This window comes from Synechococcus sp. RS9902 (genome assembly GCF_014279635.1).
Taxonomy (GTDB): domain Bacteria; phylum Cyanobacteriota; class Cyanobacteriia; order PCC-6307; family Cyanobiaceae; genus Parasynechococcus.
Window position 1 is genome coordinate 2,044,855 of the sequence record NZ_CP047949.1, and the last position, 14,059, is coordinate 2,058,913.

The 14,059-nt window shown below is 56.5% G+C and carries 18 protein-coding genes and 1 tRNA gene; 18 read left to right on the top strand and 1 reads right to left on the bottom strand.

Translation table 11 applies throughout. The features are described from left to right. The first annotated feature begins 8 nt into the window (after positions 1-8). Complete coding sequence (locus tag SynRS9902_RS11300; protein ID WP_186510645.1) at positions 9-245, top strand: hypothetical protein; 237 nt, start codon at positions 9-11, stop codon at positions 243-245. A gap of 33 nt (positions 246-278) precedes the next feature. Here SynRS9902_RS11300 and SynRS9902_RS11305 read toward each other — a convergent pair whose 3' ends face one another. Beyond that, on the bottom strand, positions 279-989 hold the full coding sequence (locus SynRS9902_RS11305) for a helix-turn-helix domain-containing protein (RefSeq protein ID WP_186509180.1): 711 nt from the start codon (positions 987-989) through the stop codon (positions 279-281). A gap of 89 nt (positions 990-1,078) precedes the next feature. On the opposite strand from SynRS9902_RS11305, the gene SynRS9902_RS11310 reads away from it, so the two are divergent. The 17 genes from SynRS9902_RS11310 (at position 1,079) to SynRS9902_RS11385 (ending at position 13,838) form a co-directional block, all read left to right on the top strand. After that, positions 1,079-1,152, top strand: a tRNA-Arg gene (locus SynRS9902_RS11310). A 151-nt stretch (positions 1,153-1,303) separates the two neighbouring features. Beyond that, positions 1,304-2,461 (top strand): hypothetical protein, encoded by a 1,158-nt coding sequence (locus SynRS9902_RS11315; RefSeq protein ID WP_186509181.1) that lies wholly within the window; start codon positions 1,304-1,306, stop codon positions 2,459-2,461. Positions 2,462-2,657: 196 nt separating this feature from the next. Further along, positions 2,658-2,963 (top strand): hypothetical protein, encoded by a 306-nt coding sequence (locus tag SynRS9902_RS11320; RefSeq protein ID WP_186509182.1) that lies wholly within the window; start codon positions 2,658-2,660, stop codon positions 2,961-2,963. Positions 2,964-3,000: 37 nt separating this feature from the next. Further along, the gene (locus SynRS9902_RS11325) at positions 3,001-3,222 is read left to right on the top strand and encodes a hypothetical protein (RefSeq protein WP_186509183.1); all 222 of its coding nucleotides are present in this window, start codon (positions 3,001-3,003) and stop codon (positions 3,220-3,222) included. Next, a complete protein-coding gene (locus SynRS9902_RS11330) occupies positions 3,222-3,434 on the top strand; it encodes a hypothetical protein (protein ID WP_186509184.1) in 213 nt (70 codons plus the stop codon). Before SynRS9902_RS11325 ends, SynRS9902_RS11330 begins: the two co-directional genes overlap by 1 nt. Beyond that, entirely contained in the window at positions 3,431-3,964 is a 534-nt protein-coding gene (locus tag SynRS9902_RS11335; RefSeq protein WP_186509185.1) for a hypothetical protein, read from the top strand. The genes SynRS9902_RS11330 and SynRS9902_RS11335 overlap by 4 nt, the downstream gene beginning before the upstream one ends. Further along, positions 3,961-4,263 (top strand): hypothetical protein, encoded by a 303-nt coding sequence (locus SynRS9902_RS11340; RefSeq protein ID WP_186509186.1) that lies wholly within the window; start codon positions 3,961-3,963, stop codon positions 4,261-4,263. Before SynRS9902_RS11335 ends, SynRS9902_RS11340 begins: the two co-directional genes overlap by 4 nt. Next, positions 4,263-4,508 carry a hypothetical protein gene (locus SynRS9902_RS11345; protein WP_186509187.1) on the top strand — a complete coding sequence of 82 codons (246 nt, stop codon included), beginning with the start codon at positions 4,263-4,265 and terminating at the stop codon, positions 4,506-4,508. Before SynRS9902_RS11340 ends, SynRS9902_RS11345 begins: the two co-directional genes overlap by 1 nt. Beyond that, on the top strand, positions 4,501-4,719 hold the full coding sequence (locus tag SynRS9902_RS11350; protein ID WP_186509188.1) for a hypothetical protein: 219 nt from the start codon (positions 4,501-4,503) through the stop codon (positions 4,717-4,719). Before SynRS9902_RS11345 ends, SynRS9902_RS11350 begins: the two co-directional genes overlap by 8 nt. Continuing rightward, complete coding sequence (locus tag SynRS9902_RS11355) at positions 4,709-5,134, top strand: hypothetical protein (protein WP_186509189.1); 426 nt, start codon at positions 4,709-4,711, stop codon at positions 5,132-5,134. The genes SynRS9902_RS11350 and SynRS9902_RS11355 overlap by 11 nt, the downstream gene beginning before the upstream one ends. A 265-nt stretch (positions 5,135-5,399) precedes the next feature. Continuing rightward, a complete protein-coding gene (locus tag SynRS9902_RS13755) occupies positions 5,400-5,531 on the top strand; it encodes a hypothetical protein (protein WP_255446128.1) in 132 nt (43 codons plus the stop codon). Positions 5,532-5,822: 291 nt separating this feature from the next. Next, positions 5,823-8,312, top strand: a complete 2,490-nt coding sequence (locus SynRS9902_RS11360) for a DUF3987 domain-containing protein (protein WP_186509190.1) — start codon at positions 5,823-5,825, stop codon at positions 8,310-8,312. 189 nt (positions 8,313-8,501) lie between these two features. Then, the gene (locus SynRS9902_RS11365; RefSeq protein ID WP_186509191.1) at positions 8,502-9,200 is read left to right on the top strand and encodes a hypothetical protein; all 699 of its coding nucleotides are present in this window, start codon (positions 8,502-8,504) and stop codon (positions 9,198-9,200) included. After that, entirely contained in the window at positions 9,200-9,637 is a 438-nt protein-coding gene (locus SynRS9902_RS11370; protein ID WP_186509192.1) for a hypothetical protein, read from the top strand. The genes SynRS9902_RS11365 and SynRS9902_RS11370 overlap by 1 nt, the downstream gene beginning before the upstream one ends. Beyond that, complete coding sequence (locus SynRS9902_RS11375) at positions 9,634-11,121, top strand: hypothetical protein (protein ID WP_186509193.1); 1,488 nt, start codon at positions 9,634-9,636, stop codon at positions 11,119-11,121. The genes SynRS9902_RS11370 and SynRS9902_RS11375 overlap by 4 nt, the downstream gene beginning before the upstream one ends. Beyond that, the gene (locus SynRS9902_RS11380) at positions 11,121-11,492 is read left to right on the top strand and encodes a hypothetical protein (RefSeq protein ID WP_222929462.1); all 372 of its coding nucleotides are present in this window, start codon (positions 11,121-11,123) and stop codon (positions 11,490-11,492) included. The genes SynRS9902_RS11375 and SynRS9902_RS11380 overlap by 1 nt, the downstream gene beginning before the upstream one ends. 114 nt (positions 11,493-11,606) lie before the next feature. Continuing rightward, a complete protein-coding gene (locus SynRS9902_RS11385) occupies positions 11,607-13,838 on the top strand; it encodes a S8 family peptidase (RefSeq protein ID WP_186509195.1) in 2,232 nt (743 codons plus the stop codon). Positions 13,839-14,059 lie beyond the last annotated feature (221 nt).

Genomic DNA, 14,059 nt, shown 5'->3' on the forward strand with positions numbered 1-14,059 from the left:
GTTGTGCTGTGTTGATTCGCCTGCGTCTTCTGCTGATCAGCTTTGGCGGTGGTCTGCTGCTGCTGGTGCTGCTCTGCCTTGGAGCCCAGAACCTTCAGGATCGCCACACGCTCCAACTCGGCGGGCAGCGCTCAGTGCCTCTTCCCACGGGTTTTCTCGTGGGAATGGCAATGGTGATCGGCGTGATCAGCGGCGGAACCGCAACGGCCGTTTTGCTTCCCGATCAACGCGATCGCTTCGATTGAGAGCAATCAGGCAAGAGCAATCAGCTGCGGTGCTCAGGCATCCAGCGCAATCAAGGTTCCGTCCAACACCAGTCGTGTAATTCCCCGGGCCAGCAGGTAACTGCTGGTGCGCTGAAAGACAGCCGTATCAGGAACCTTGATCACCCGCTGACTCCGTCCGCACTGGCGCTTGGCCGCGCGGGGGCTGGCAAACAGGCACAACCCTTGACGTTCCTGCTCGGCATCGTCGAGGGGGCCCAACTCGGGGAACTCCTTGAGGGGGCGCGCATCCAGCTCGACCACTTTGTCGACCAGCATGTAGGCGCTGTCCGGCAGCAGGTCGACACTGAACGGTTGGGCTTGATTCAGAGGGCGATCACTGAGATTTCCCACCCCAAGCAGGGGAACAAGCTCTGTGAACGTTTCAACGCTGCCGTTGTCATCGTCTTCGGCGAGCTCCTCCTCAGAGTCTTCGCCGAAGTCATCGGCGTCATCCAGGGCCAGGCTGCTGTCGTCTTCCTTAAGGGAGTCAACCTCTGGTTCTTCCGGCTGAGTGACGGTTGGCGGAGGAGGGGTGGCCAGCCCTTTTTGCCTGCTGGCCTTCAGCGCGGCATAAGCATCAGCTGGCAACAGTGCTTTCACCGTGCGACTCACGGTGTTGGGACTGCAGCCAAAGGTCTCAGCCAAAGCAGCTGTTGACTCGCCGGCCTTGTAACGACCGACCAGATCCTGCTTCTCGCTGTCGCTGAGACGACGCGGGGCCATGGATGCCGATCAAGAGCCCATCACCTTAGGCGGCGCAAGGCTTCTAAATCCAGCCGGCCTTGAAGCAGCCTGCCAAAATGTGGACGCTTGCTCCCTTAGCTCAGCTGGATAGAGCAACTGCCTTCTAAGCAGTCGGTCGATGGTTCGAATCCATCAGGGGGCGTCAGTTACAGCAAGGGATCTCGGGATTTCCGGGGTCCCTTTTTTGTTGCGTGCAGGGATTTGCGCTCACCTTGCACTCACCCGGCTTTTCCTGTAGACCTACTGCATTCGCACTCACTTACATGGCAGGGAAGGCCAAACAACCCTCATGGGTGCTCCGTTTACGGGGTGCCTGCCCCAAGGGTTGGTCCGTTCGAAATATGCGCGGCAAGGTTTATCTGCGCGTGACCTCCGGTGCTGCTGGAGCCGACGCAACCTGCGTCACCCTGCCGATGGCATGGGCTGCAGACACCGTTTCGGAAACGGTCCAGCTGATCACTGAGCTCCACCAACTGGTGGGTGGCGGCTACGACCTCCGCGATGCCCTGGGCCGGATCAATCAACCCGCCGCGGCCCCCAGGCCTTCATCCCCCAGCCGATGGCCGGTGCTGCTCGAGAAATTCCACGCTGATCTGAAGCTGACCAGCGGGCTGCAGGCCTCCACCTGGAAGGACAATTACGCGCCGTTCCTCGAGCTTGCTGTCGAGCTGCTGGGGGGAGCGGCTGCACCGGTGAACGCCCGTGAACTGCTGGGGCAGGTGGTGAGCCGATGGGAAGACAAACCCCGCCGAAGGGAGATTGCGGTCACGGCCGTGCGGAAGTTCCTCGAGTTCGGTGTGGAGGTACATGGCCTCCCAGCCGAAAGCTGGACCGTGACGGCACGGGTGGCCAAAGAGATGAAGGGCAAAAAAGCGAGACGCCGCACCGTGGCGACCCTCACCGATCTCGAGATCCTGCGATTGATCGACACCCTCCCCGACGATGTCCGCTGCAGTCGGTGGAAGAACGCCCTGCGGTTAATGGCCCTCTATGGGCTGAGGCCTGAAGAGCTGAGCCATCTGGTTTCACGCGAGCACCCCAGCACTGCGGAGCCGACTGTTTATTGCACCTATGAAAAGGTCTGCGGTTCCACCAAAACCGAGCCGCGGTGGCTGATGCCGCTGCCGCTGAAGGATCACATCGGTGAGCAGGTGGATTGGAACCTGGCGGGGGCCATGGCGATCGGGCAGCTCGAGCTTCCACCCCTCAGCGATAAATATGCGGTGCGGACTTTCCTCGAGCGCCAACCGTTCTGGCTCGAGCTCAAAGCGAAATACGACAAGACGGGTGAATGGCTGCGGCCCTATTCGTTCCGCAATGCGTATTCACTGCGGGCACACCGTTTGGGTCATCGCAATGACGTGATCTGCATGGCGATGGGTCACAGCCTGAGCACCCACGAAAACAGCTACGAATGGGCTCGGAGTGAATCAGTGCTGGAGCACGTTTAACTCCCCGTACACCAAATGTGGTGCAAGCAATGTCAGGCAAACGCTTGCAATGGTGTGCGGGCTGTGTCATTTTGTTCCCATCAGTTGTCGGTGACCGTCTTCGGACCCTCCCGGCCTTTGCCTGAACCCCTGGGATGGCTTCCAGCGGGAAATCGGAACTGTGACCAGCCGCTATCTCTGTTCTTTCGAGACAGCCTTGTCACGTCGTAAACGCCCAGTGCGCCTCCCCAAGGGGGCGGATTATTCCTCCTCCCTCGTCATGGAAATGATCGAGGCTGATGCTGCTGTGGGTTTCGATATTCCGGTCCCCGATGGTTGCAACTTCGTTGAGGTCTCAATGCCCTCAGCGGTGATGCGTGCTTATCAACAGGCCCGACAGGCACACCCAAACGCCGCCAATCTTCCGCCGATGCGGATCGTTGAGCGCGGGACGTTGGAGCACCTCAACGCCACCCTCCGCGGCGGTGTGGTGTACGTCAAAGAAGATCCCCGACACGGATAGCGGCAGGTCGGCCACATCCCTTTGATGTGACCGCACGATGTCTGACACCACCTGGCTCCTCACGGGCCCGATGGCCAATGAGCTCGGCATTTCTGTCCGAACCATTCACCACTGGCGAGCTTCTGAACAGTCCCCCTGGCAGGAGGGCCGCCATTACCAACGCCGCACACCGGCGGAAAAATCACCCTGGATCTGGGACCGCGATCTAACAATCAAGGCCTGGCAAGAGGCACGCAAATCCGTTGGAGGTGCTGCGTGATGACCTCCACCGATATGGATCCCCAGACCGCAGTTGTCATGGAGTTAATCCGTGGCCTGTTGGATCTCAGCCGCATGGCAGATCAAAACCGCACCTCTGCAGATCACAAGCGGGCGGTAATCGGTGCATTGCCCTGCATCACCGGGAATCTCGATGCCTTGTTTGGCCCGGACCTGATTGATGCCGTCTTCGAGCAGGAGGAAATCAAATGACCACCAAAAACGAAGCGCCTTATGGGCGCATGTCCTGGGGGATTAACTCCAGCGACTCCGCTGCCAATGAGGCCTGGCGGGAACGGATGGATCATGCCGCCAAGGTGATGAACCGGGCTTCCGATGTCTTTTATGCGGAAGCAGGCCATGACCTGGACACTCCTTATCAATCGCATCCCACCCACGTTCAGCTGGCCGCGGCAGCGGTTGCTGATCAGATGGCTGGCCAGGGATTGCACCCGCTCCACGATTCATTTGCGTGGTCCGTCTACGGCAGCAGCCAAGACGAAATGCGCGACCTCCAGAACACCCTCACCTCAGAGGAATGGCAGGAGGTTGATGACCTGGCACGGGAGACCTTGGCCCAGCAGATGGTTGCAGTCCTGCTGCACAAGGCGCTGAACGACAACAGCAACATCCCACTGGCTGACTTCATCGTTGAAGCGCTGGCACATACCAGCAGCGGCGAACTGGAGGAGCTGGTCAAGTTGGCCACCCGCACCCATCGCAGCAGGGAGGTGCGCCAATGATCACGCCAACTATCTGTCAGGTGGCGGTGGGCATGGCCACCACCAGCCTGGTGCTGCAGCTCGCCGCGGCGATGCGCGGTAGCCGTCCGACTGAAGAGGCCTCCCACCAGATGGTGGGCGCTACCCCCGTTCCGGCACCGGTGCTCACCGAACGGCCGTCCCTGAAACTCAGCCGCCAGGAATTGCTGCAGCACGCTCGAGCCCTCGGAGTGAAAAACGCTCGGTGGCGCAACGCCGCCCGGAAGACCGATCTGGTGATCGCCATCCGCGAGCACAACGAAAACCGGGAGGCCGCCTGATGCCGCTCCCGCAAATCCTCGACACCGGTGATGGCGTGACCATCGACCGGGATCTAGCCCTCGAGGCCACGCACCACATCCTCATCGCGATGAAGTTGGTGCTGGAGCTGCCCACCCTCCGGGATGAGCTCCATCTGGATCTGGCTGATCAGCACGTCAGCGAGATTCTCGGCGGTGATCACTGGCGGCCGATCGCTCATGAGCTGGTGAATGCCGCGCTCGAGCAGGAGGCCTCCAATGGCTGAGCAATCACTCCGGAGTCGGCTCTCCAACTCAACCGGTTCCGAGCGCAACTACGCCGAGGCCTTGGCCTGGGGCGCGAGATACGAGGGATTCAGAAGCGCATGGTTCAGCAGCTGCGGCCGCTGGGCTGATGCCGATGACGCCCTGGCCCGCCAATCCCGGTTCGAGCGGGAATACCGCGATGAAACAGGGGAGGAGCTCTATGGCCATTGAATCCATCGACAACGTGCTCGAGCAGCTGGTGCTTAACGGCGGCTCGAAGATCGACTGGAAAGACGGCGAATCACGCGCTGTCGGTGATGGCCAGTGGTCGATTCACGATCGACAAGATCACCAGCTGTTTGATGGCCATCTCCATCCAAGTGTCATCACTCGGATGCAGGAGTTAAGTCTCATCGTCCAGTGGCCGGACCCGCCGACAGAGCCTGATCCACAGGCTGAGTTGCTTGCCATTTTCGATCCCGTCTCCAGACGGATCGAGGCCATGGAGGTGTGGGACATGGACACCTGCACTGTCCTGCTCACGCTGTTGTTCTGGCCCGGGTTGGAATCAGCCCGAAAGCTGGTCATCGCAACGATGACCCAGTGGCAGCAGGCCATCAACAACGGATGGTTCGATGGCATTTAGACAGCAGCATTTGCCCTTGATTGGCCCCTCACCAGGGGCCTTTTTTTATTGGCAAAGCGCAGAAATCAATCAGCACCTCTTATCAAAAGGAATGAATCTCCCGACATAAGTCTGCAAGGTATTGCAGGGCCTTGCAGAGACCGGAAGAGATGACAATTTGCCGCAGCTAGTTTGAACGAGTTCGACAATCTCTTCGTTTCCAGTGACTCTTTCCGCACCAAAACTTCAAGGGAAAGGACACAGAAAATCTGGCATCACCATCTCGATGGAACCTTCCCAGCGCGACTTTCTAGAGGCTTATCGCCGGCAGCAGGGTCTGCGTTCTATCGCCGAAGCCGTCCGTGAACTCATTCACATCGGCTCCATGGCTGTCACTGATTCCAACAGCAACGCCTGAGCAAAAAAACGGCCCGCGGCACCACCCACGGACCAAATCAGCCAGCACAATGACTAACACTCGAACCTTAACTGAACCGCTGCGGGGGGCGAACACCTTCCAGCAGAAACATCTCTCTGCTCTGGCAAATGACCTTTGCAGTCAAGTCGCCAAAGATTGCTGGTCAGATAAACATCGTGACCTCTCTTTAGAGGTCATCGATCGCTTGATTGACCGTTACCCCGATCCAGTACCGATTTGGGTCCACCGGGCTGTTGATCAACTCCTCCTCGTGATGGAGGCCCAGGGCTGATGGAACATCAGATCGACCTCGCAGCTGCCCGTCACTTCCTTGCACTGATCGGGAAGAACGGTGATGCACGGTTCCGCGCCTTTGCCCACAAATCAGCACCACCAGAGCGGAAGAAATCCAGCGCCCGCAAATTTGGCCGCGATAAAGATGCGCTGCTGCAGGCCCATGAAGCAGGCCTCGACATCTATGTCGTCATCAACTCCGGTGGAGACACCAAGAGCTCGATCACCCATTGCGTTGGGTACTTCGCCGAATTTGACGGCATGGAGGAGGCCGAGCAGCACGACATCCTGTTCAAACAGGATTTGATGCCGGAGCCGTCCGTGGTGGTGCGCACCGGTGGAAGCTCCCTGCACGCCTACTGGCTGCTGTCAGAACCGCTCACTGACACCGCGCAATGGCAGGCCGACATGAAACGGCTGGCTGCTCACCTCGGCAGCGATCCATCCATCAATGACCCATCACGGGTCATGCGCCTGCCTGGCTGTTGGTACATGGACGGTGAGGGCAAACCCGTCGCCCAGGTCGAGATCATTCACGAGTCAGCCGCCCGGTACACGCGCGACGACATCGTTCGCCGTCTGCCAGAACCAGAACCCTCCACCACAACACCCGCTGCCGATGCGGTGAGGGAGCCCTCCAGCGACCGAACCGCTTCCCGTGCTCTGGATTTGCTCCGTCGAATTCCATCCCGCACTCCTGGATCCAACACCCGCCCGCAATATCTGAAGCTCCTCTGGGCACTGGCTCACATCCTTGGCCCTGAGCGTGCCGGTGCCGCCATGGCGATGCACAGCACCGAATGGGCTGCTGAGGAAGACCTCGTCGATAAGGCCAAGGAAGCCAACGGCGAAGTTCACGATGGCTCGTTCTTCGAGCTTGCCCGTGAGGTCTGGGGCATCGAGGGTTATGGCACCGACTGGATCAAGGAACAGCTTCAGGAATGCCTGGCTGAATCACTCAGCCCCGGACAGATGGCCGTGGAAGTTGCACGCATCGCCGCTGAAGCCGAAGTACACGGCGCAGCAGTTGAAAAGATCCTGGCGGGATTAACTGCCGACCAAACCGAAGCCGAAGCAGCAGAGGACATCACTGCTGTGATCTCTCAGGCCGATGCGGCCGCGGCCCAGGTGGAAACCATCCGGCTGGAGCAATACCTGCCCGCCGACATCACCGGTGCGCTCCACACCTTCAAGCAGGGCATCCCATATCAAGACCTGACGCTGCTGTTCGCACAGCTGGTCATGGCCAGCAGCTGCCTGAAGCTCGGCACCCGCATTAATGGCAACCCCTTCACTGATTGGGAGGTGCCGCTGAACCTCTACGGCATCGATGTCGGCCCATCCGGTGCCAAGAAATCACCGCTGGTAAAAGCCATCTTCACCAAGCCGTCTGAGGAGATTCGCGATCAGCTCAGCCGCGTCAATACCGATCGCTTCGAGGCATGGGAAGAGGAGTGCAAAACCAAGAAGCAGAACAAGCCGCTGCGCCCCACCGCGCTGCTCCACACAACCAACGACTACACCGCTGAGGCGTTGTCAGATCAGTTGGCTGCCCATGAAGGCAACGGCATGGCGTTGCTGGTGCTCAGGGACGAGGTGGCGGCCCTGTTTGATTCCTTCGGGAAGTACAGGCAAGGCGGCAAAGGCACCGGTGGCGATGAACAACAGCTGCTCGAAATCTTTGATGGCGAAGGGTTTAACTCCATTCGCTGCAGCAAGGGCCGCACTTACAACCGCTGTCACGTCAGCCTCTACGGCGGCATTCAGGACGACGTTCTGCGAAGGCTGATTGCCTCTGGTGATGCCAACGGCAAATGGGCCCGCTGCATCTTTGTTCCCCTGCCAGAGATGACTTATCAGCTACCCACCGTGACTCCTGAGGGGCGGCAGCAGCGACGTGATGCAGAGCGCACCCTCAAGAGCATTGCCACCGCTCTATGGCAGGAAGCGCCACGCACCTATGAGCTCGATGACGAGGGAATCAATCTGCTCAGCCAATACGACCACCTCTGCCAACAGGAACGGAACGAGGCCACCCTCAACGCGGTGAAGGCACTGAAGAACAAGTCACCGGGCAAGGCACTGCGGATCGCAGGGCTGCTGCACATCCTTCACTGCCAACAAAACGGGCAATTCCTGATTGATGTGCCGGTGGCGCGGCTCAGTGAAGCAATCCTTCTGGTCAACACCCTCGATAACTGGACCGCTGCCTTCCATGCCACTGCGCAGCTCGAGAAACACGCAGCGGATGCCATCAACGATCGGCAGAGAATCCTCCGCCGGATTCATGAAGTCGCCGGCAGATCGAAGGGGCCCGTTTCCTGGAAAGTCATCCGCCAGGGATTGAAAGGCGCTGAGAAAAAAGGCATCACCGCAGCCCTAGCGAAGGTGATGCTGCAACAGCTCCATGACATGGCCATCGGTCAGCTCGGTGAAGGCAAGCGCGGGGGGATTACTTATCAAGCTCTCGCCCCATTTCCTGATTAGGGAGGACTTCCTCGGTCCCCCCTTCAGGTCCCCCCTTACCTATCAGTGACACAAAGGGTTTTCAGAGATAAAGAAAGAGGGGACTCTATCTCTTCTATATCTACAAATACTCTCTGAATTCTTATTTACAAGGGGGTCTGGTCCCCCGTCCCCCCTTTAAGGCACAACCACAGTGAGTGACTGGGATCTATGGGAGGACAAATAGGGGGACTAAAGGGGGGATTTTGGGGAGCTAATCTTGTTGGTATGGGACAAACAGATAACAAACAGACTCGGTCTCGCCTTCGCAAATCGGAGGCAAAAGATCAGCGGAATATCGCTATCTACGAAGCCCACATGAAGGGCAACTCTGTCCGGACCATTCAGGAAGAGTTCTCCATTAAGTCAACGCAGACAGTCCATCTCGCCATCAGCAAAGGCAAAGAGTTGGTGATTGAACGCGGCATTGATCTGGAAGAACGCCGCATCTCTATTGATCAGCTGTTCTCCAACACCCTTGGCCACCTCGCCGGTGAAGTTGCACGGCAAGCCGATGAAGGTCGCATCGTTGAGATCGAACGCAATGACGGTTCAAAGGAGATCAGGCGCACCCGTGGCATCGACCCCCGCACTGCCGAAGCATTGGCCCGATCAGCTGACAGGTGGGCGCAATTCCTGGGCGTGACCGACCGTGCTGCAGAGGTGAGCAATCAGGCCACGGTGATCAACCTGAGCGCACCTGCTGATGGGGCGTCATTTGCAGACCGGTGGTCCAGCAACAGCGAGCCAGAAACCGTTGATGTCAACGCAGTGTCAACAGAAGTCGATTCAGGACTACAGAAGTCAATAGCAGCAGGGATGGGTGACCTGACCCAGACGGCTGACCCGCGTCAAAAGGAGTTGTTCTGATGAACGGCTTCATCCAGGGGCCAGGCCATCTCCTCCAGCTGATGCGTGCTGAACGTCGGGCCCCTAAGTACCGCCGCTGGCTGCAGCATCAGTGGCACCGCTTGGCCTTGAAGTGGATTCGTGGTGGCAGGGCTCAGCTGATGCGGCTTGCCCTCTGGGGCATTCCCACAACGGCATGGGCAGTGCCCATTGCCCTGATGCCTGATCGCTTCGTGGTGCGTCTGGCCGTGAACAGCTTTGACGTTGAGGACCCGGACGAATCGCAGCTCACCGCCTTGCAGGAGACGTTGTTGGAGTGGTGCCCCCACTCCCCTGCTGCAGTGCAGGTCGCGGTGGGGATTCAGCAAGAGAAGCGTGAAACCCAGCTGCGGCAATTCACAGAACTGGCCCGCCACATCCAGGCAGCAGAAGAAATCCTCGACAGCGAAGAGTCATGACCACAGCACCGGCACCAGCACCCGCCGCACCAGGGCCCGAAATCAAGGACCCGACCCTCACCCAGCAGTTGATGCTGGACGCGCCATTCGGGGATGACCTGTGCATCATCTCGGCCCGTGGCACCGGCAAAAGCTGGGGAATTGCCATGGTGCTGGCCAGGGATGCAGCCCACTTCAAAAGCAAGTTCGCGGCACTGGTCACACGCCAAACCTTCCAAGGTTTGACCGAATTACAGGGATTGCTCTGGCGGTATTTCACCCAGGCATTCCCAGGCACCACCTACAGCAGCAGTGATCTCACATTCAGGCTGGGGGGCAAGGACATGCCCTATGGCCGTGTGGAGCTGGCCTATGTGGGCAGCGGCCCCAGCGAACAAGTCAAGGCACTGGCCAGGTTGCAGGGCCGTTCATTCGTGCTGGCGGTCCACGACGAGGTTGGTGCGCACTTTGATTCCAGCTTTATCGACACGGCCGCGGCCACATTGCGTGGCCCTGCTGGAGTGCCGACACGGACGCTCCTTTTGGGCAACCCTGGTGGCCCTGCCCACCCTTGGCTGCAAGCCCGATATGGGATTCCAGCGGGCTATCCCGAACCGGGCAAGGCATCGCGGTTCTTCAGTGAAGACCTAGGCAAGCACTGCATTTTTGCCTCGTTCACGGCTGCCTCGAATCAGCACATTGATCTCGATCAGTACCTGCGAAACATCCGTGTTGCCGCTGCGGATGACCCTGCCCTGCTGGATGCGTGGCTGCATGGGCGGTTGGACGTTGATATTGCGGGTGCGTTCTTCGGCAGCAGTTTTGCCATCCGGCGATCACTGCGGGACGTGAAGCCAGGGGGGTTGAGGCCTGATCAGTTGCGGAAGGCGTTCGTCTGCATGGACTGGGGCTGCAGCGCCCCGACGGTTGCTTACTTGTGCCTGCCCGATCCGGAGGGAGCACCGAAGGGCAGCATCCATTTGTTGGATGAGTTCTATGTCGCGGCTTCTACTGCTGGGGGGCAGCGGGACTGGACCCGTGGCACTTACCTGAGCAACGCTGAACAGGCGGTGGAAATCATTGAGTGGTTGAGCCGTTGGGGGTTGAGGCCAGGGACCACGAAGGTGGTGGCTGATGACGCGGTGTTCAACGCCACGGGCAGTGATCGCGGTTCTACCGCTGGGGACTTCAAAGCTGCTGGGTGTCCGCTGTTGCGGGCCGGGAAGATGAATCAACGGGAGGCCAATGGGTTGGCGTTGGTGCGCACGATGCTGCAAGCAGCGGGGCGTGATGCGGAGACGCCATGGCTGCTGTGGACGAGGGCATGTGAGGGGTTAATGGCTACTTGGCCGACGCTGCCAAGGCATCCACGGGATGTGGAGAAGATCGCTGACGGTTGCGCGAATCACAGCCTGGATGCGGCGAGATATGGGGTGCAGTGGTGGCGGGCTAAGTGGAAGACAGGGACGAAGAACGGGCCTCATCCATTGATGTGGAGCAACTGATGGAACTGCAGAAGGGTGATGTGGTGCGGTTGGCGCAAAGCGTGACGATGGCGGAGTTTGGCTTGGCGTTATGTGATGACGACGGGGCGGGATTAGAGATTGATGGCGTGGTTGTTCAGACAGCGCCGCACATGGTGAATGTGCGCATCAGGCGGTTGATGGGATCCAGCAGCATTTGCGGCCCTACAGAGGGCAGTGTGAGCCGCTGGGTGAGGCGTCATGAAGTGCTGGAGGTGATTGAAGGTGAACCACACTTATGGCCGAATGCAGCTGGGCTGAAGGCTGTGAGTGATAAGCGTGAGGGGAAGGTGAAGCGTCAGCCTGAACCGGTGTTTTGGACGGTTGGCGTTGACGAGATTCCGGGCGACTAACCAGATGGGGGATGAAGCCCGGCTAACAAATCCCTCGGATGGGGGAGGTGGTTTCTGGCTGGAACGGCGATACTATGTTCAAAGGTCGAAGACTTCACAACACACAGGAATCAGATGACTTTTGTCTATGATCCGTCCAATTTCAATAGCAGCGGTATAGATTGGATTATTGGAAACACAGTAGAATACAACGACGGGCAAAATATTGACTTTAGCAGTGATATTTTACGAGATCAAGGCGTGGAATGGTTGAGAGAATTTAACGGCAGCGGAATTTCTTGGATTATTGGAAACACAGTAGAATACAACGACGGGCAAAATATTGACTTTAGCAGCGATATTCTTAATGAATATGGCGTAGACAGACTTAATGCTTATAATTCAAGTGGTATAGATTGGATAATCGGAAACACAGTAAAATACAGCGATGGGCAAAGCATTGATTTCGGTAGCGATTTGATGAGAGGGGTTCTTGAAAATATTTCGATTGATGCGACTACCCCAGAACCAACACCAGCACCTATTCCAACTCCAACGCCAGAACCAACTCCTGTACCTGTACCAACACCTACGCCAGAACCAACTCCTGTACCTGTACCAACACCTACGCCAGAACCAACTCCTGTACCTGTACCAACACCTACGCCAGAACCAACTCCTGTACCCGTACCAACACCTACGCCAGAACCAGTTCCAGCACCAACAAATGATGGAAATGCGACTTTCGAAATTTTTTCTGTCAGCGGTAATTTTAGTGCAAGGAATACACTAATTGCACGACAAAAACTTTCCGACCCAGATGGAGATGGATCCTTTATACATTCATGGCAAGTATCAGCCGAAGGAATTAATAGTTGGTCGACAATTGGAGGAGGATCTTTTTTTTACATTACTAGTAAGGAAGAAGGCAAAAAAATTCGCCTACTTACCACATATACTGATGGAGATGGTTTCGATGAATCATTCACTACTACAGCTATTTCAATTCCTGCATCTCCAGAGCCTGCGCCAGAACCAACTCCTGCTCCTGTACCAACACCTACGCCAGAACCAACCCCTGCTCCAGCCCCTACACCCTCACCAACTCCAGAGCCCCCAAAGGGCTTCAGTAGATTGGACGGATATGGGCAGGTTGATGCAAAAAAAGCATTTGAATTTCTACTGGATATTGATCTACCAGGCGCCAGCGATCTTGGGGGCATCCATTGGCCGTTGGATATGATCAACGTCCCTGAAATTTGGAGTGGCGCAGGGGGATTTAGTGGAGCCACCGGAAAGGGTGTGACAGTGGCGGTTATAGATACTGGAGTTGACTTAGATAACCCTGAATTTAAGAGGCGAATCGTCAGAGGTTATGATTTTGTTGACGACGATAGGAAAGCCGATGATCCGGATGGGCACGGGACTCATGTAGCGGGAACTATTGCTGGAGCCAATGATGGCAAAGGGGTCACAGGAGTAGCTTATGAAGCAAAAATTATGCCTGTACGTGTTCTAGCGGAAGACGGTGGATATACATCAGATATTATTGCTGGTATTTATTGGGCTGTTGATAATGGCGCAGATGTGATCAATATGTCACTGGGTGGATCTTGGCCTGACCGTGCATATTTAGATTCTATAGAGTACGCGAGTGACAAAGGCGTAGTGGTTGTTATGGCTTCAGGTAATGAGTATGCATCTTCTCCTGCCTATCCTGCTGCTTATGCTACCCATGCAGGAATAGCTGTTGGAGCGGTTAATAAGAAGGGAAAGATGGCATCTTTTTCTAATGAAGCTGGGCGCAAAAAACTTGATTATATAACAGCGCCAGGGGTTGATATTTACTCTTCAATGCCAGGTGGGAAGTATACCAAATTTGAGGGAACCTCCATGGCTTCTCCACATGTTGCTGGGGTTGCGGCTTTGCTCAAAGAGGCAGATAAGGGTCTGTCTGCGAGTCAGATTGAGAACCTTTTGACTTACTCCGCAGGTAACGGCAGAAAAGGATCAATCTTGAAGTCAGAGGTGCCGAAAGCAATTCCGCTTGGTAATGATGTCATAACAAAGGCAAACTACAGAACATTCGATAGAAGCGAGTTTGAGAATCCGTTGATCATAAATTTCGCCGGAAATAAGAAAAAGAGGAAAAAAAGCTTCCAGAAATTCAATAAAAAAATTGCTAAGGGTAGGGGAGCCTTCTCGCTTGTAGAAGAGCTTGAAATCATCGAATCTACGAAGTATGAGATGGGTTCAATCAATCTTGAGTTTAGCTTTAAAGACGACCCTTATAAAACTATCAAGAAACTGCTACAGGGGAAAAGCGTTGACTATCTCCAAGTGGATCAAGTCTTTGATTTGACTTAATCGCCGACGAAGTCCCGTCAGCAATAGCGGGGCTTGTAAGTGTCATATCGCCTCAGGCTCTTCCATTGAAGACAGCCAAAGAACATCAATAAAACATGGCCTGTGTTTCTTGGCTTCCAATGCAATGACTGACGAGAGGATGGATAGAGCGGATATCCCTTGACTCCTTTAGTGGATTCGGAGTTAAGATTGTGAAGATCTGACCTTCTGTAAGACTAAAT